A 16,894-nucleotide genomic window follows, 5' to 3' on the forward strand; every position below is an offset into this window, starting at 1 on the left:
CTGTCATCAGGAGTTGCATTACGCCTGCTCCGTTCGCATTCTGTCCATGCTCTGATCGCAATGATTCCCTTCGCGCCGTGCCTTTCTCTCCCTCAGCCGGAGCCGCCATGTCGTATTCGGATCTCATCTATCGTCCCTTCGAGACGCTCATTCGTCCGCTCGATATTCCGTACACGCCGCTGCCGTCACGCGGGCCTTTTGCGCTGCTCGTGCATTTCGCCTCGATGTTCCGCGGCGTGCTCGCGGCCGTCGCCATCCTCATGATCGCCATCGAAGGCATCAATCTCGCGACGATCTGGGGCATTTCCTTCGTCGTGGACGGAGTGACGGCCAAGGGCGCAGCCGCTTTCCTCGAAGAGAATTGGCCTACGCTAGCCGTCCTCGGCGTTCTGATTTTCCCCGTGCTGCCGCTGCTGATCTTCCTCGGCAACACACTGAACTCGCAGACCGTGGCCGTATGTATGCCGGCCGCGATGCAATGGCAGGGCCACAGGGCGGTGGAGCGCCAGGACCTCGCCTTCTTCCACGATCTCTTCGCTGGCCAGGTGGCTACGCGCATTTCCCAGGTCGCGTCTGCCGTGCAGCAGCAGATCGTCGTGGCCTTCTACCAAGTACCGCTCTTCCTGGTACAGTTTGTCGGCTCGCTCGTTCTACTCAGCGCGCTCGCCTGGCCGCTGGCGCTCCCGGTCTTCGTCTGGATTGCGGCCAACATCGCGCTTGCGGTGGCGGCGGTGCCACATTTTTCCGAGCGTTCGCGCAGGACCGCCCGCGCTCGCAGCCTCGTCGTCGGCGCCATGACCGACCTCTATAGCAACATCCAGATGGTGAAGCTGTTCGCGGCGGAAGACAGCGAGGCGGGCGCGATGCGCAAGATCATGGAGAACACCGTCGAGAGCCAACAGCGCGAAAGGCGCATCCACTTGACGACCGACACGGGCGTCGTCCTGCTCAACATCGTCCTCATACTCGGCAATTCCGTCATAGGCTTCTGGGGACTTGTGGACGGTTTCGTCACCATCGGCCAGTTCGTCGCCTCGATCGCCATCGTGCTGCGGCTCAACGCCAACTCCCGTGCCTTCCTGCAGATGGGGCAGCAGATTTTCCAGGCGGTGGGAACGATCCGCGACGCCATGCCCGTCGTGACCATGCCACCGACCATCATCGACACGCCGAACGCCAGGTCGCTCGCGGTGACGGCCGGCGAGGTCGAATTCAGGAAAGTCCAGTTTGAGTACCGGCTGGGGCAGGGGGTGATAGAAGGCCTGTCGCTCACCTTGTGCGCCGGCGAGAAGGTGGGGCTGGTCGGTCTCTCCGGCGCCGGCAAGTCGACCCTGGTCAGCCTGCTCCTGCGCTTCTTCGACCTGAAGGGCGGCGCGATCTACATAGATGGACAGGACATACGCAGCGTCACGCAGGCGAGCCTGCGTGAGAGCATCGGAGTGGTCACCCAGGACGTGTCGCTGCTGCATCGCTCGGTCGGCGACAACATCCGCTACGGCCGGCCAAGTGCCTCGCGGGAAGAGGTGGAACATGCCGCGATGCTGGCCGAGGCGGATGGCTTCATCGCCAACCTCAAGGACGGCGAAGGCCGCACTGGCTACGACGCCTTCGTCGGCGACCGCGGCGTAAAACTGTCCGGTGGCCAGCGCCAGCGCGTCGCCATCGCCCGCGTTCTGCTTAAGGACGCGCCGATCCTTGTGCTCGACGAGGCGACGTCAGCATTGGATAGCGAAGCCGAGGCCGTCGTGCAGGAAAAGCTCGCCCTGCTGATGGAGGGAAAGACGGTGATCGCCATCGCGCATCGCCTGTCCACCATTGCCAGCATGGACCGCATCGTCGTGCTCGACAAAGGCCGCATCGTCGAGGAGGGAATGCCGTCGGTGCTGCTCGAACGAGACGGACTCTACGCGCGGCTATGGAAGCGGCAGACGGGTGGCTACATTGCCGATACGGTGGATGCGGCGTGAACTGACGCTGATGGATCAGTCCCGTGTCGCTAGTAAACAGCGAGGTTCGGCTTCGAGGCCGGGCGGAAGGCGGTCTGCGCATTCGAACGTTCCCAAGACCGCTGTGTGAGAATGCTGCTGATGCCGACCGGCCCCATGAAGCGACGTGTTTGCCCCTTTACAGGCTGTGCGGCGGGCCGCAAATTGCTGGCACAACCGCAGACTATGTCCGGACCGAGGACTTCGCATGATGACCGATCCGAATTCCTATTACGCCGGAGGCCTCGGTGTGGAGCTTTACGACCTCTTCACAGGCGGGGACTGCTTGCCAGCGACATTGAGTTCTACCTGGAATACGCACGACGCTTTGGCGGGCCAATCCTTGAGCTCGGGACGGGCACCGGGCGCGTGTTGGTCCCGTTGGCGGACGCGGGCCATGAGGTTGTGGGAATGGACCTTTCCCGGCCCATGCTGGATCGTGCCGCCGCCAAGCTGCGCGAGCGGCCTGAGCTGAGCCATCGCGTCCGGCTTGTCGAAGGTGACATGACGAGCTTCGATTTGGAACAACGGTTTGCACTCGCCCTCGTGCCGGCACGAAGCTTTCAGCACGTGGCCACGCCAGAAGGGCAGCGGAGGGCGCTGGCTTGCATTCGCCGGCATCTCCTTCCGGGCGGCCACCTAATCCTGGGCCGCATTGATCCGAACTTCGAATTGCTGTTTGGAGACGACGGCAAGGCTCCGCCACGCGAGGCGCAGCATCCCCGATCGGGTCACCTGATCCGCAGGATGGTCGTCGCCCGCCACACTGACCCGTTTCAGCAGACAGTCCATGAAGTCCTTCGTTTCGAGGAATTCGACGCAGCGGGAAATGTCGTGGACTCCGAGGAAAGGTCGTGGTCGCTGCGCTGGAGCATGCGGCAGGAGACCGCCTACTTGCTCGAACTGAGCGGTTTCGAGGTGATCGATCTATATTCCGATTTCAGCCGATCATCGCCTGATTACGGCCGGGAACAGCTTTGGATCGCGCGCGCGAGACAATGAACACAGGGAGACCGCAACGTTTGAAAGCTTGCAGATGAAGTCCAACCTTCCCCAACTCCAAGGTGCTCGTCTGACGCTGCGCAGGCCCACTCGTGAGGACGTGGATGTCCGCCTTGCGCTGAGGCGGCACAAGGAAATCATCGAGGCATATGGCGGCACTTTCGACCCTGACGCCCCCTTTACGAGGGAGCATGCGGAAGCCGCCATTCGCTACATCGAGGAGCAGGAATATGCCTGGGTAATTGATGCTGGTCGCTTCATCGGTCATGTCCGCTTTCACAGCATCGACAGGCAGGACAGGCGGGCGGCACTCGCCATCGGCATCGATGACCCCGCCTATCTTGGCAGAGGGTATGGCACGGAAGCGATCAGGCTCGCTCTCACGCATGCATTTTCGACCGGCCTCCACCGCATTTCGCTGCGGGTGCTGGCGAGCAACAGCCGCGCAATGGCCTGCTATCGGAAGTGCGGGTTCGTCGAGGAAGGGCGTGAGCGGGAAGCAGCCTTCGTCAACGGCGGATGGGAAGACGATATAATCATGGGGGTGCTTGACAGAGAATTCTGCCCGTCCTGAGTGGCCGCAATGGGTGGAGGCCGTGTGAAAACGCGTTTTTGGGCGGGACATGAATCTTCAAGGTTGCGGCGTGCGAGGTCGAGACGGTCTCACCCTCTCATTGCACCCATCAACGCGGGAGCGCCGAGGACGGCGATGGCTCGCTTGATGTTGTAGGCGAGGACGTGGAGGCTCATTTCCGTTCCGACATTTCGTAGCCTTCGCATCCGGAAGTGGTCTCTTCCCATCCAGTCTTTGAGGCTGCCAAATACGTGCTCGACGGTGCTGCGCCTGATCCGCATCGCGTCCGGCATCTCGTCCAGCCTGCGCTGCATCTTCTCCAGGACTGCCTCATGCTCCCAGCGGGTGATGCGCCGCTGTTTGCTCGGCGTGCATTTTGCCTTGATGGCGCAGCTGCCGCAGTTGCTCGACCAGTAACGGCTGAGGATCAGACCCTTCTCCACCGCGGTGAAGCGCCAGATCAGTTGTTCGCCTGCCGGGCAGCGATAGCTGTCGGTCTCTGGCTGATAGATGAAGTCCTGCTTGTCGAAACGACCGTCCGCCTTCGCCCCGGATGTTAACGGTCGGGGCACGATCGGCGTCGCTCCAACTGCCTCGCAGGCAACGATTTCCTCACCGGAGAAGTAGCCGCGATCGGCCAGGACTGTCAGTTCCTCGACGCCGGTCGCTTCCTTGGCCTGCTGAGCCATGTTGGCAAGTTGGGACCGGTCGTGGCCGACATTGGTGACCTCATGCGCGACGATCAGATGGTGCTCGGCGTCGACCGCCGCTTGCACGTTGTAGCCGACCATGCCGGTGCCTTTGCCGCTCGTTGCCATGGCCCGCGCATCGGAATCGGTCAGTGAGATCTGGCGGTCCGGCGCGTCTTGGACCGCTTGCTCCATCGCCTGCAACTCGCGCATCTGCCGCCGCAGCGAGTCCAGCCGTTCCTTCAGCCGGCTGACCCGCATCTGTGCGACGTCATCCTCCTGCCGGTCGGCCGTGTCGAGCATGCCCAGATACCGCTCAATGCTGGCATCCACCTGCTCCATACGTCGGCGGATCGCGCCAGGCGTGAAGTTTTTGTCGCGTGTGTTCACCGCCTTGAATCGGCTGCCGTCGACCGCAACCGTGCCACCCGCGATGAGGCCGATCTTGCGGCACAGAAGCACGAATTGGCGGCAGACCGCACGGATCGCTTCGCCGTTGTCACGCCGGAAATCGGCGATCGTTTTGAAGTCGGGCGCGAGCTTACCCATCAGCCACATCAGTTCGACGTTGCGGCCCGCCTCCCGCTCCAGCCGCCGGCTCGACTGCACTTGGTTGAGGTAGCCATAGAGGTAGAGCTTCAGCATGGTTGCCGGGCTATATCCCGGCCGCCCAGTCGCCGCCGCGGCGGCAAAGCCCATTGCACGCAAATCCAGCTCATCGATGAAGACATCGACAACGCGGGCCGGGTTGTCTTCGGTGACATAATCATCGAGGCATTCCGGCAAGAACAGCTGCTCTCGCCGATCCTTACCCTCGATGAAACCCGCCATGCCGAATCCCCCGCTCAACTGGAGGTAGACTATCATGAGCGGGAGTTTTCACACAGCCTCGGTGGATTGCGGAAGTTCATTGCCCAGGCGCGGGACGACTGCTCAGCGCCAAAGCAGTCGCACGGGCCGGGAGCGACCCTCGTCGCTGCGCCCTTGCGCAGGGCGCAGCTTTTATCGCGTGAGGCGCTTACAGATCCGTCACACGCTCCGGATCAGCTGAGGCCAGCGCCGCGGCACGCTCGGCCTTCGGCGGATATATCCACACCGTGTTGATCTCCTGCTTGGTTTTCTTGGCGCTCTCGCCGACCATCTCCACCTTGCGGTCCCAGCCGCGGGTGAAGATTGCGCCGGCTTCGCCGAGGTCGAGGCAGGTGACGTAGGCCTTCTGGTGATAGCACCGGGTCGGCACATCCAGCAGTTCGGCGGCTGCGTTGTTGCCCGCGAAGGCGCCCATGCGGGTGGCGTGCTGGCACGACATCAGCGCATAGTTGCCGATGTCATCGCATGCTGCGCGCGCCGCGTCGCCGGTGGCGAAGACGCCAGGCACGGACAGCACGCGCAAGCACTTGTCGACGAGCAGCCGGTCAAAACTGTCACGCGCGGCGGGAATTTTCGTTGTCAGCGGATTGGCGCGAAAGCCTGCCGCCCAGATCACGGTCGCGGCTTCGATGCGCTCGCCGGTGCTCAGGCTGACGCCGGATTTGTCCAGCGATGCGACGCCAGCATTGAGCCGCGTCTCGACGCCGACGGTGCGCAATGCGTCTTCAATGAAAGGGCGAGGATATTCACCCATGTCCGGGGCGACTGCAGGGCTACGATCGACGATAATGACGCGCGGCTTGGTGTTTTTGTCGAAGATGGTCCGCAGGCGTGAAGGCATCTCCGTTGCCGCCTCGATTCCTGTAAGGCCGGCGCCTGCAATAACGACGGTGTCGCGTGCCTTTGAGGCGGGCATAGTCGCAAGCTTGTGCAGGTGGCGGTCGAGGGCGATTGCGTCATCGAGATTGTCGACGCTGAAGCCGTGTTCTGCGAGGCCGGGAATATTCGGGCGGAACAGCCGGCTACCGGTTGCGATCACCAGGCGATGATAGGAAAGGGACTTGCGCTCCCCCTTGGCATTGACGACGTCCACGGCGCGGGCTTTGGTGTCGACGGCTTCGACGCTGCCTTGCACGTAGACCACGTTGACGGCGTCAAGCACCTCCTTGAGAGGCGCGGTAAGGGTCTCGGGCTTCGGCTCATAAAGCCGAGGGCGGATCACCAACATCGGCTGAGGAGCTACCAGCGCGATCTCGAGTTCTTCGGGCGAAACGTCTTCGATGTCGCGCAGGCGGGCCGCGGAAAGGGCGGCGTACATACCGGCGAAGCCGGCGCCTACAATAACGAGTCTCATGTTATTTACTCCATGGGTTTTAGTTTCAAACGGCCGCGCGTCATCGTTGCCGCTCTTGATAAGCGGCGACGCCGTTGAGCGATGACGATGCGGGTCGTTGAAGCGAAATGCCTATCACCGACCAACTCTAGGCCGGTCGCAACGGCCTCAGCACAGGCGCGATCAACCCGGCCAGCCAGACGGGATCGTTGCCGATGTCCATGGCGAACAGTTTCCTTAGAAATGAGCTGCGGCATTTGATTGCCGCAGCTCGCCCTTGAGGACGTCAAGCCTGGACGAAGGCCAGTAGATCGGCGTTCAGCGCATCGGCATTGATGGTCAGCATGCCGTGCGAGAAGTTCGGATAGGTCTTCAAGGTGCCATTCCTCAGAAGCTTGACTGACTTCAGTGCGGAGTCCGCGATCGGCACGATCTGGTCGTCCTCTCCGTGCAGCACGAGTGTCGGAATGGTGATGGCCTTCAGGTCCTCGGTCTGGTCGGTTTCCGAAAAGGCCTTGATGCCCTCGTAATGAGCTTTGGCGCTGCCCATCATGCCCTGACGCCACCAGTTCTGGACCACCGCTTCCTGCACCGTGGCGCCCCCCCGGTTGAAGCCGTAGAAGGGACCGGCCGGGACCTCGCGGAAGAACTGGGCGCGGTTTGCAGCAAGCGCGGCACGGAAACCGTCGAACACTTCGATCGGCAGACCTTCGGGATTGGCTTCGGTCTTGAGCATCAGCGGCGGAACGGCGGAGACCAGGACGGCCTTGGCAACACGGCCTGCCGGCCCGCCGTATTTTGCGACATAGCGGACGACCTCGCCGCCACCGGTGGAGTGGCCGATATGGACGACAGTCTTCAGGTCCAGCGCTTCGACGACGGCGAAGGCATCGGCTGCATAGTGATCCATGTCATGGCCCTCGGAGACCTGTGAGGAGCGGCCGTGGCCGCGGCGATCATGGGCGATGACGCGATAACCGTTGGAGAGGAAGAAGAGCATCTGAGCATCCCAGTCGTCTGAGCTCAGCGGCCAGCCATGATGGAACATGATCGGCTGTGCGCCCCTCGGTCCCCAGTCCTTGTAGAAGATGTCGACGCCGTCCTTGGTGGTAACATATGCCATTGGCTTGCTCCTTTAGTGAATTGTCGCTGGTGAGCGTCCGCTGCGTGGAAGGGCCCACCAGCAGTGATGTTTAACGATCGGGAAAGGGCCAGATGCCGCAGACCGCCGCTAGCCCGCTCGTCTACTCCTTGATCGGGAAGGTCAGTTCCTTCTCGCTGCTGTCGACGACGAAAACGGCCAGCAGCTTCGCCGGTTCGGTCTCGCTGGCATTCTCGCTGACGCCGTGGCGGTCTCCTGGCATTTCAGAGAAGCTCTCGCCCGCCTTGTAGGTCTTGACGGGACCGTCGTTGACCTGGCTGCGGATGGCACCCTCGAGGACGGTCGCATAGATGAAGGCCGACTCCGGATGCGTGTGGGCCGAGGAGAGGCCGCCGGGACCATATTCAACGAGAACACCTTTCATGCTCTTGCCCGGAACATTCGGCAATTCGTGCTCGTAAACCAGCGTGACCGTAGCATCCTTATCGCCGACGTCGTCAGCAGAGGCGGCAGCGGACAAGAGAGCCGTCATGGCAAAGGCGGCAAAGATTGGCTTGATCATGTCTAAACTCCTTTCGTGAGGTCGGAAGGTGCGCCGCCTCATGCGACGCACCGGTGCTCGGTCATTTCCGCGCTGCGGTTGGGAACCACTGCTCGAAGGTGATGCGGCCGATGCGGGGATTGTTGTCGGAGACGAGCGAGCCATCTTCCAGTTTGGCGCCGAAGTAGCGAGCCTCCGGATCTGCCTCGACCTTGCGAGCATCGCCCATTGCTTTCAGGTAGCGAGCAACGAGTTCGTTCAGCCGGACGCGCTCCGGCCCCGAGATCTCCACAACGCCATTGATCGGCGCGGCCGTCGCAACAGCGGCCATGTTGTCGGCCACATCGTCCGAGGCGATGGGCTGGACGTAGGCTGGCGACAGATGCACCGTGTCGCCGATCGTGCCGGACTGGGCGATGCCGCTGAGGAATTCCATGAATTGCGTCGAGTGGACGATCGTATAGGGAATGCCGGATTCCCGGATGATCTTTTCCTGGGCGACCTTGGCCCGCATGTAGCCGCTGTCAGGCAGCCGATCGACGCCGACGATGGAAAGCGCGATGTGATGCTTTACGCCGGCGGCCTCTTCCGCAGCCATCAGATTGCGGCCCGACGTCTCAAAGAATTCGAGCACGGCCTTGTCTTCGAAGGACGGCGAGTTTGCGAGGTCGATAACGACGGAGGCGCCGGCGAGCGCCTCGGCGAGACCTTCGCCGGTAATCGAGTTGACGCCGGTGTTCGGAGCGGCGGCAATGACTTCATGGCCTTGCTTGCGAAGGCGGTCGGCTGTCTTTGAACCTATCAGGCCGGTTCCGCCGATGATGACGATTTTCATGAGTTTCTCCATTCGCGGGCGCTCAGCGCACCGCATTGTTCATTCGTTCCAGTAGGTGGTTGCGCCGTCTTAGCTCGGGCCGGTCCAGTCCAGGCCATAGGCGTGTCGGCCGAACTGGAAGGATACGCACCCAGTTCAGCCCTAACCCAACAAGGGGTCAGTAGTCCCAGAAGGCCGCGACCCAACGAAAGTCGTCGCCGTCGACCGCCACCCGGCCGACGGACGGGAACGGCAGGTGAGTGGCCACCAGCTGTCCGCCGGTTTCCGCCAGCTCGCGCAAAAGACGGACCCGAACGCGCGCCGCCTCCTCGGGGTCGTGTTCGAAACCGTTGTGCCAATCGGGGTGTTCGAACCCGACCGCGAACACGGCGTCTCCGGCGAACATCAGCCGGTCGCCGCCGGACGCCACGCGGACCACGCTGTGCCCGGGGGTGTGGCCGCCGGTACGAGAGACGATCACGCCCGGCGCCACCTCGTACTCCTCATCGAACAGCCGCAGCTGGCTCTGATACTCCTTCGTGAACCGCTTGGCGGTCGCGCGAAGCGCGTCCGGGAAGCCCGGCGGCATGGAGACGTGGGAGAAATCGGGCGACTCCCAGAACTTGACCTCGGCGGCGGCCACGTGGATCCGCAGGTCCGGACGCAGCTGCTCCCTCACCCCCTCGACGAGCAGCCCGCCGATGTGATCCATGTGCATGTGGGTAAGCACCACGTCGGTCACCGATGCAAGGTCGATGCCGGCGGCCTCCAGTCGCTTGATCAACTGCCCGGCCCGCGGCAAGTTCAGGTCCGGATCCAACCCTAGCCCAGCGTCGATGAGTATGGTCTGGTCGCCGCTCCGCACCACGACCACATTCAGCGCCCAGTCGAAGGCGTCCTGCGGCAGGAACATGTCCTTCAGCCAGGCCGCCCGGGCGGCCGGGTCGGCGTTGTGTCCCAACATCTGGGTTGGGAGCGGCAGCACCCCGTCGCTGATTACCAGCACTTCAATCTCGCCGACCTGCACCGCGTAGCGCGACGGAACCAACTCTTCGGGTCTCGATCTACCGGAGGGTGAGGTGTTGTCCAAGCTCATGTTTGTCTGCTGCTGTGTGTTGGAGATAATCTGGTTCATCTTTGAAAACTCCTGCGTTCGATGTTGGCGCTCGATCCTGCGGCGACCGCGCTCTCCGCGTGAAAGCGCGATCGATGCCGGTGAGGTGTTCAGAGATCGGTGACACGTTCATTGCTGGTGCGTCACAATGATGAATCTATCGAACTTGACTTGCGGCTGCCCCAGAGCGATTGCCGCCGCTATAGAGCGATTGCTGCTAACACTGCGCCTCCACCAATCGAGCAGGGTTTCGCGGGTCAGCTTCCTGAATGCGGCCGCGAAGGCAGTCTGGAGGAGCTAAGCGCCGCGGCAATCGAGACGACCGATTCGTCGGTGTCGCGCGGCATCGTCCGGCTGGGGAGCGGGACGATGCGAGAGCCGGTGCTCTCCTTGAAAGCGCGGCAGAGTTGGAAGCGCGACAGGCCGGCGTCCGAAGCCAGCGCTGCTGGCTGACCGCGGTTATGACGCCCTTCGTGACGTGGCTGGTCTTTTAACTGGATGGAAGACCCTGTTTCCGCCGCGAGGTACTCCGAAATCGCTCTTGGAGTGTTGCCAGATGGCTGACTGCCCCTGAGCGATTGACGTGACTGAGGAGCAATTGCTGCTAACGCGATCGCTGTCGCCATTCGGTCGGGGTCTCGCCGGTCAACTGCCTGAACGCCGCAGCGAAGGCGGTTTGCGAGGCATAGCCGAGCGCCGCGGCAACCGATGCGACCGACATATCGGGGTCACGCAGCATGTCCATGGCCTGATCAAGCCGGTATTGGCGCAGCCAGGCATGCGGCGAAAGCCCGGTGCTTTCCTTGAAGGAACGGCAGAAATGGAAGCGCGACAGGCCGGCATCCGAAGCGAGAGCAGCGAGAGAGAAGTCCGCATCGCTATCCGAGCGTAAGCGTTCGATGGCGCGGCGCATCACCGTCGGCGACAGCCCACCGACGACTGGCTGGTGGGTGGTTGGCGAGCCGACGTGCGCAAGCAGGAGGCGCGTGGCAAGCAGCTCTGTCAGCTGTTGCCTGAACAGTGTATCCAGGGGCCCATTTCCGTCCAGGGCATCGACCGCGCCCAAGAGCAATCGGGATGTAATGGGGTCGGTATGCGCCGTTCGGTCGAGGAGATCGGTCTGTGTGGCGGTCTCGGCTTCATCCGCGACACGCTTCAGCATTGCGGGAGGAAGATAGAGCTGAACGACATCAACAGGTTTCGGAATATCCCACCGGGAGCTTGATCCGGCCGGAATGATGACCACAACCCCACGACGAAACGTTCCAGGCGAAACCGATCTTCCTGATCGCCGCTCCATACGCTGTACCACGCCGTTGTAAGCCATGATGACGTGATCGCCCATCGGCTCGACGACATCGTGCAATGGGTCATGTTTCCAGTGGGCGATCCCGCCACCGGAGGGATCCAATGCCATGCGAAATGGAGTGGTCCCGAGCGCGCGGGCCATCTCCGCATCGGCGGCACGCCCCTTTACATTCGATGCGTTGCTCTTTTGCGCCGCGGCCGACAGATCTCCCGAATGATCATGCAAGTTGGGCTTGCTCATGACTGGTGCTTGCCTGGGCTCGTGACTGCTGGAGATGCAGAGGGGTTTGGCCGCAACTATGACGACAGGCACCGCCCGTGTCAACGCGACTAAAACTCGACTGTTGGCGCGCCCGGGACGAAGGGAGGACCACGGCGGCTAAGACGCCGTCGTTTCTACTGCTGAAGAGGCAGTGCTTGAATTCACCGATCTTTATACAGGCAGGTCGCATTCCGAAACGCCTCACGGTCGCGACTTACATTACTGCGATCGCTTTCGCTGCTTCAGCGACGAAGTCGCAGAACAGTCTCACCCGCAAGGGCGGGGTGCGCCCGAAAGCGTGTAGAGCATTGAAGGGAACCTTGGGAAGGGAGATCCGTGGCGCGAGGTCTACAAGCGTGCCGGACTTCAATTCTGCTGCCACCAGGCATCGTAAAAGGTAAGCCGCACCAAGTCCGCTTTGCGCTGCCTGGATCATCGCAAATCCCGAGTCGCAGTCGACGCGGCCGGAGGGGGCAAAGCTGGTTCCATCGCCAAGCGCACCGGCGCCACCATGCCATCCAATGCGAACCGAGCGAAGGGCAAGCCTGCGAGCGCTTCTGCGGACGTCTGACTGCCCCACCTGCGGAAAAAGGGCGGCGATGCAACCACGACCATTGGCAGATCTGCCAGGTGGCGTACCATCAAGTCGCCCTGCGCGGGATAGCCCACGCGCAACACGACGTCGTAGTCCTCTTTGACCAGATTCACGAACCGATCTGTCAGTCCGACGTCGAGATGCAGATCGGGATAAGCAGTCGCAAAATCGGTAAACATGGCGGGTAGCAGCAGCGGCGCCAGTTCACCCGGCATGCTGACCCGCAGCCGCCCTGCCGGCCCGGCCCGCGACATGATCACCTCGTCGCTCGAATCGAGGTCCCGCAAAAGCGGCGCAACACGTTCGAAAAAGACCTGACCGTCCTGGGTGAGGGTCAGCGCGCGTGTGGAGCGGAGAAAGAGGCGCGTTCCGATTTTCTTTTCCAGCCGCGCCACACTTTTGGAAATCGCAGATGGCGTCGTATTCAAGTCGCGCGCGGCAGCGCTGAAGGTGCCGGCCTCTACAGTCCGCACAAATGCCATCAGTCCTGACGTCTCGCCCAGCAGATTTGGCACTTGCACCTCCGGGGCACAAATCATGTGCCCGACATCGATCTAACAGCTCACGGCGCCGGCGTTTATCTCAAAGGTCAACGGAAATGGAGTTAAGCGATGCAGCACTTGAAAGACAAGGTCGCCGTCATCACGGGTGGCAACAGCGGCATAGGCAAGGCGACCGCGCAGCTGTTTGCGGAAGAAGGAGCGCAGGTCATCATCACTGGTCGGCGGCAGGACGTTGTCGATGAGGCAGTGGGCGAAATCGGCCATGGCGCGATTGGCATCGTTGGCGACGTCGCTGACATCGCGCATCATCGAACTCTCGCAGAGACAGTCAAGAACCGCTTTGGCGGCCTGGACATCTACATGGCCAATGCCGCAATCATTAATCTCACAGCTTCCGGCAACATCACGCCGGAAGAGTACGACCGGCACTTTGCCATCAACACGCGTGGGGTGTTCTTCGGCGTGCAGACGATCGAGCCACTGATCCGCGATGGCGGCAGCATCATCATCACGAGTTCACTGGCCGCGACGAAAGTCCTTCCGGATCATACCGTCTATGCCGGTACAAAGGCAGCAGTCGCAGCATTCGCCAAGAACTGGACGATGGAGTTCAAGGCGCGGCGGATTCGCGTCAACATCCTGAGCCCAGGACCGGTCGACACCGCCATCTTGGGCAAGCTCGGTGTTTCGGAGGCCGAGCGTCCGGCATTCGAACAGCACATGGCGTCACTCATTCCGGCAGGGCGGCTGGGCCGGCCTGAAGAACTCGCGCGGGCGGCTCTTTTCCTCGCCTCCAAGGCAGGTAGTTTCGTCAATGGCATCGAGTTGCATGTCGACGGCGGCATGACGTTGGCTTGAAACGCCCGCGCCATTTCCTGTTTGCTGCCTGCAGAAAGGGTTTTCCGGAGCTTGTTCAGGTCGAGGTGGGCGCCCCCCGCTTCCTTCACCCTCGCGCTTGAACCGGCCATCTTGCGAGCGGTAATTGCTTTGGGGTTCACTTAAAGCAACGCCCGCTAACTCGCCATACTATCTGGCCCGTGGTTTCAAGCTGATCGAGAGCAAGGACTGAACGTGTTTCGATCCAGCGATGCGTCCGTCAACGCCCCAAGACCGGAACTTCGGGGTGCTGTCGGCAAATGGCCGCTTCGGGTGAAGGTTTTTCGATGCGGGCCGTGACACGACGGTCGCGGCTGGGCCTGTGTCGGCCCGCGTTGAAAAACCTCCCAAGGAGGAGGCCGCGGGGCTGGGTGGAGCGCCTATGGGGGAAGCGTCCGGCTGCGGTTCTTCAAGGTGGCTATCGGTGGCAGCGTCGGCTGCAAAAGGATAGCCCCGAAGCTTGCAATGACATGATCGGGATCGGGGGCACAGATCTTTCGCCGGTTCGCTTCGGCGATTTTGCGGTGTGCTGGGTTGCCTGAGGCAGACCGGCGCCACCGCGCAACGCATCGCAGATCCGGGCCGGTCTTGGCTGATGTGACAGGCATTTCGTCATGCGCGTCCTTTCGGGGTGGCGCGCGGCATTTGGGTTGCTGGCCACGGCGGACGATCTCGACATGCGCATCGGACCGCCGCAAAGGGCGCCAGTGCCGCGCGAGCGGCTTCGTCCTTGGGTCGAATCTTCCGGTTCGATAGCGACAGGATGTAGACATGCATGCGGAATTGTAGCGAGCGCCGTAGCGACCGGACACTCTTGAGCTTGCCCTCTAGGCGAACATACCGGTCGAAGATTGAGCGGAAAACGCGCCAGACCCCCGAGAGAGACCAAACACCGTTCTACTTGAGAAAGCCGCGCAATTTTATGTTGTGGCAAATGAAAAATCTGATTTACTGCCACTTCGCTGCTTGGCTTTACAGGGGGATATTGCCGATGGGGTGGATGCGCAGGGATATTGTGCTTGGTGGTTTAGCGTCACTTGGCACCGTGGTGGTCCAGAAACCCACATTCGCAGCGGCGTCTTCCTATTTTTCCGGCACCGCCGTCGACAATGGCGTAACGTTCCGAAGCACCAACTTTGCCAAGATAGATAAGAAGTGGCGCCGCCAGGTTGTCAAATACTTCAGCAGCGAGCCGATTGGCACCATCGTTGTCGATACCAGGCACCATTTTCTCTACCTGATCATGGAAAACAAGACTGCCATCCGCTATGGCGTCGGTGTCGGGCGCGAGGGCTTCAAATGGTATGGCCGCGCCACGATCGACCAGAAATCGCTCTGGCCACGCTGGACGCCACCGCCGGAGATGCGTGAGCGCCACCCGGAACTGCCTGAATCGGTCGCGGGAGGTTCGCCAAAGAACCCGCTTGGCCCGCGCGCCATGTACCTGCTTCGCGATGGTGTCGATACCGGCTATCGCTTACACGGTACGCTGGAGCCGGGCAGCATCGGTAAGGATGCCTCCAGCGGTTGCATCCGCATGTTCAACGAAGATGCAATCGACCTTTATCAGCGTTGCCCCATCGGCACCGCGGTGCAAGTACTGCCGCACATCGCCGACCAGGCTGAAAGTGCCGCTCAGGTCAGCCAAGCAACCTCGGTTAAATGAGGAATATCACCCTGATGTCTGCTTTGACCGGATATACGCGGCTGCTTGCCGCCGCGGCCATGCTCCTGACGCTCGCCGCCTGCAACACCACTGAAATCGCCGCTTTGGAAGAGCCGGGCGCGGCGCCGATGACCGGACATACCAACGATCCTGCGCCCGGTTTCGAAAATGTCGTGGCCGGCAGCGAAGAGGACTTCATCCTGAATGTGGGCCGACGGACCTACTTCACTAAGGACTCGGCCACGCTCGATTCGGTCGCCATGGCAACATTGGATAAGCAGGCCATTTGGCTCAACAGCAACCCGCGTTGGCTGATCAAGCTGCAGGGATTTGCCGACGATTCCGGGTCCGCGTCAGACATGGCAACGCTGTCGCAGAAACGCGCCGATGCGGCAATGGCCTATCTCGTCTCGAAGGGCGTGGACGCCAACCGCATGTGGGCCAAGGGTTACGGCAACGACCGCGAGGTCCGTGATTGCACGGACCGCTCCTGCATGGTGCAGAACCGGCGCGTCGTCTCCAACCTGCGCACCGAGTCCGACTCACTCTGATCGCAGGTTGCCTTGCGGATAGATCTATCTTGCCTCGCATCAAACCCCGTCAGCGAAATGCGTGCAAATGCATGTCGATAGCGGGTTAACCGCCGCCTGTCCGCTAAGGCCCATTTGAGACCTTCAGCGCCTTCACCGCAGATGTCCGCATTGGTCGATCCTTCCGGTTCCCATGCCGCGTCAAGGGAGGGTGGAAGAAGGTCATTCGTCTCGCTCACCGGAATGAGCAGGGTGCGCCAATTGCGGTCATTGCAAGAGGAGGGGCACGCTGGACGAAGAAGATCGAAAAGCTCCGTCCCGAGCCAGTTTTCCGAAGCGACATTCATCCGACGTGCCAATGGGCCACTATTGGGCGGTGTAGCCACCATCGACCGGCAAGGCATGTCCGACGATGAAGCTCGCCGCGTCGCTGCAAAGCCAGAGAACGGCGTCGGCGATCTCCTCAGCTTTGCCAAGCCTGCCGATGGGAACGACCTGCATCAATGCATCCATCGCTTCCGGCTGGGTCTCGAGCATTCCGGTCACCATCGGCGTCTCTATGATGCCTGGGCAGACCGCGTTGACCCGTATTCCCTTGGCGGCGTATTCGAGCCCGGCACTCTTGGTCAAACCGACTACGCCATGTTTCGAGGCATGGTAGATGCCGCGTTCCCCGATGCCGACCAAGCCGCCGAGCGAGGAGTTGTTCACAATTGCTCCGGAACCCTGCTTGCGCATCTGCAGCAGCTCGTACTTCATGCAGTCCAAACGCCGCGCAGGTTGACGCCCATGACGAAGTCGTAATCCTTGGGGTCCGCGTCGGCGGTCTCGGCGACGGGGCTTTGGACTCCGGCGTTGTTGAAAGCGGCGTCGAGCCGGCCAAACTCCGAGACCGTCTTCTCGACCATGGCAGCAACGTGCTCCATGTCGGCGACGTCGCACTGGATCGCGATCGCGCGATGCCCGGCGGAAGTCAGGTTGTCCGCCGCGGCGCGCGCCGCGGTCTCATTGACGTCGGCCAGAGCGACCGCCGCGCCGGCTTTCGCGAAGGCGTTCGCGGTCACCAGACCCATGCCGGACGCGGCACCCGTGACGAGAGCGACTTTATTTTTGAAAGAGATGTTCATGGC

General features: G+C 61.8%; 13 protein-coding genes and 3 pseudogenes. 6 read left to right on the forward strand and 10 right to left on the reverse strand.

Translation table 11 applies throughout. The annotated features are described in order from the left end of the window. The first annotated feature begins 107 nt into the window (after positions 1–107). From USDA257_RS18155 to USDA257_RS18165, 3 genes are all read left to right on the forward strand, one after another. Positions 108–1,967, forward strand: a complete 1,860-nt coding sequence (locus USDA257_RS18155; protein WP_014764405.1) for an ABC transporter ATP-binding protein — start codon at positions 108–110, stop codon at positions 1,965–1,967. A gap of 120 nt (positions 1,968–2,087) precedes the next feature. Then, on the forward strand, positions 2,088–2,987 hold the full coding sequence (locus USDA257_RS33045; RefSeq protein WP_014764406.1) for a class I SAM-dependent methyltransferase: 900 nt from the start codon (positions 2,088–2,090) through the stop codon (positions 2,985–2,987). A gap of 34 nt (positions 2,988–3,021) precedes the next feature. Then, complete coding sequence (locus USDA257_RS18165) at positions 3,022–3,561, forward strand: GNAT family N-acetyltransferase (protein WP_014764407.1); 540 nt, start codon at positions 3,022–3,024, stop codon at positions 3,559–3,561. Between the two features lie 89 nt (positions 3,562–3,650). On the opposite strand, the gene USDA257_RS18170 is transcribed toward USDA257_RS18165, so the two are convergent. The 9 genes and pseudogenes from USDA257_RS18170 to USDA257_RS18210 form a co-directional block, all read right to left on the reverse strand. Next, positions 3,651–5,081 carry an IS1182 family transposase gene (locus USDA257_RS18170; RefSeq protein WP_041414986.1) on the reverse strand — a complete coding sequence of 477 codons (1,431 nt, stop codon included), beginning with the start codon at positions 5,079–5,081 and terminating at the stop codon, positions 3,651–3,653. A 187-nt stretch (positions 5,082–5,268) separates the two neighbouring features. Further along, on the reverse strand, positions 5,269–6,474 hold the full coding sequence (locus tag USDA257_RS18175) for an NAD(P)/FAD-dependent oxidoreductase (RefSeq protein ID WP_014764408.1): 1,206 nt from the start codon (positions 6,472–6,474) through the stop codon (positions 5,269–5,271). Between the two features lie 265 nt (positions 6,475–6,739). Further along, a complete protein-coding gene (locus USDA257_RS18180) occupies positions 6,740–7,576 on the reverse strand; it encodes an alpha/beta fold hydrolase (RefSeq protein ID WP_014764409.1) in 837 nt (278 codons plus the stop codon). A gap of 121 nt (positions 7,577–7,697) precedes the next feature. Further along, a complete protein-coding gene (locus USDA257_RS18185; protein WP_014764410.1) occupies positions 7,698–8,117 on the reverse strand; it encodes a cupin domain-containing protein in 420 nt (139 codons plus the stop codon). Positions 8,118–8,178: 61 nt separating this feature from the next. After that, positions 8,179–8,931, reverse strand: a complete 753-nt coding sequence (locus USDA257_RS18190) for an SDR family oxidoreductase (RefSeq protein WP_014764411.1) — start codon at positions 8,929–8,931, stop codon at positions 8,179–8,181. Positions 8,932–9,088: 157 nt separating this feature from the next. Beyond that, the gene (locus tag USDA257_RS18195; protein WP_014764412.1) at positions 9,089–10,045 is read right to left on the reverse strand and encodes an MBL fold metallo-hydrolase; all 957 of its coding nucleotides are present in this window, start codon (positions 10,043–10,045) and stop codon (positions 9,089–9,091) included. Positions 10,046–10,252: 207 nt separating this feature from the next. Then, positions 10,253–10,350: pseudogene (locus USDA257_RS38975) on the reverse strand (AraC family transcriptional regulator); the annotation flags it as partial. Positions 10,351–10,628: 278 nt separating this feature from the next. After that, entirely contained in the window at positions 10,629–11,573 is a 945-nt protein-coding gene (locus USDA257_RS18205) for a helix-turn-helix domain-containing protein (RefSeq protein WP_014764414.1), read from the reverse strand. A 235-nt stretch (positions 11,574–11,808) separates the two neighbouring features. Continuing rightward, a pseudogene (locus USDA257_RS18210) lies at positions 11,809–12,728 on the reverse strand (LysR family transcriptional regulator). A 72-nt stretch (positions 12,729–12,800) separates the two neighbouring features. Between USDA257_RS18210 and USDA257_RS18215 the strand changes: the two are divergent. The 3 genes from USDA257_RS18215 (at position 12,801) to USDA257_RS18225 (ending at position 15,785) form a co-directional block, all read left to right on the forward strand. Then, the gene (locus USDA257_RS18215) at positions 12,801–13,550 is read left to right on the forward strand and encodes an SDR family NAD(P)-dependent oxidoreductase (RefSeq protein ID WP_014764416.1); all 750 of its coding nucleotides are present in this window, start codon (positions 12,801–12,803) and stop codon (positions 13,548–13,550) included. Between the two features lie 1,009 nt (positions 13,551–14,559). After that, the gene (locus USDA257_RS18220; protein ID WP_014764418.1) at positions 14,560–15,234 is read left to right on the forward strand and encodes a L,D-transpeptidase; all 675 of its coding nucleotides are present in this window, start codon (positions 14,560–14,562) and stop codon (positions 15,232–15,234) included. Beyond that, positions 15,231–15,785 carry an OmpA family protein gene (locus USDA257_RS18225; protein WP_041414382.1) on the forward strand — a complete coding sequence of 185 codons (555 nt, stop codon included), beginning with the start codon at positions 15,231–15,233 and terminating at the stop codon, positions 15,783–15,785. Before USDA257_RS18220 ends, USDA257_RS18225 begins: the two co-directional genes overlap by 4 nt. A gap of 345 nt (positions 15,786–16,130) precedes the next feature. On the opposite strand, the pseudogene USDA257_RS18230 reads toward USDA257_RS18225, so the two are convergent. Then, positions 16,131–16,891, reverse strand: a pseudogene (locus tag USDA257_RS18230) (glucose 1-dehydrogenase). Between the last annotated feature and the right edge of the window lie 3 nt (positions 16,892–16,894).

Source organism: Sinorhizobium fredii USDA 257, assembly GCF_000265205.3.
GTDB classification, from domain to species: Bacteria; Pseudomonadota; Alphaproteobacteria; order Rhizobiales; family Rhizobiaceae; genus Sinorhizobium; species Sinorhizobium fredii_B.

Coding starts and splice junctions, on each gene's coding strand:
- USDA257_RS33045 (WP_014764406.1), top strand. CDS start 2,088: ATGCCGACCGGCCCCATGAAGCGACGTGTTTGCCCCTTTACAGGCTGT.
- USDA257_RS18185 (WP_014764410.1), bottom strand. CDS start 8,117: ATGATCAAGCCAATCTTTGCCGCCTTTGCCATGACGGCTCTCTTGTCC.
- USDA257_RS18165 (WP_014764407.1), top strand. CDS start 3,022: ATGAAGTCCAACCTTCCCCAACTCCAAGGTGCTCGTCTGACGCTGCGC.
- USDA257_RS18155 (WP_014764405.1), top strand. CDS start 108: ATGTCGTATTCGGATCTCATCTATCGTCCCTTCGAGACGCTCATTCGT.
- USDA257_RS18180 (WP_014764409.1), bottom strand. CDS start 7,576: ATGGCATATGTTACCACCAAGGACGGCGTCGACATCTTCTACAAGGAC.
- USDA257_RS18205 (WP_014764414.1), bottom strand. CDS start 11,573: ATGAGCAAGCCCAACTTGCATGATCATTCGGGAGATCTGTCGGCCGCG.
- USDA257_RS18215 (WP_014764416.1), top strand. CDS start 12,801: ATGCAGCACTTGAAAGACAAGGTCGCCGTCATCACGGGTGGCAACAGC.
- USDA257_RS18220 (WP_014764418.1), top strand. CDS start 14,560: ATGGGGTGGATGCGCAGGGATATTGTGCTTGGTGGTTTAGCGTCACTT.
- USDA257_RS18195 (WP_014764412.1), bottom strand. CDS start 10,045: ATGAACCAGATTATCTCCAACACACAGCAGCAGACAAACATGAGCTTG.
- USDA257_RS18175 (WP_014764408.1), bottom strand. CDS start 6,474: ATGAGACTCGTTATTGTAGGCGCCGGCTTCGCCGGTATGTACGCCGCC.
- USDA257_RS18170 (WP_041414986.1), bottom strand. CDS start 5,081: ATGGCGGGTTTCATCGAGGGTAAGGATCGGCGAGAGCAGCTGTTCTTG.
- USDA257_RS18225 (WP_041414382.1), top strand. CDS start 15,231: ATGAGGAATATCACCCTGATGTCTGCTTTGACCGGATATACGCGGCTG.
- USDA257_RS18190 (WP_014764411.1), bottom strand. CDS start 8,931: ATGAAAATCGTCATCATCGGCGGAACCGGCCTGATAGGTTCAAAGACA.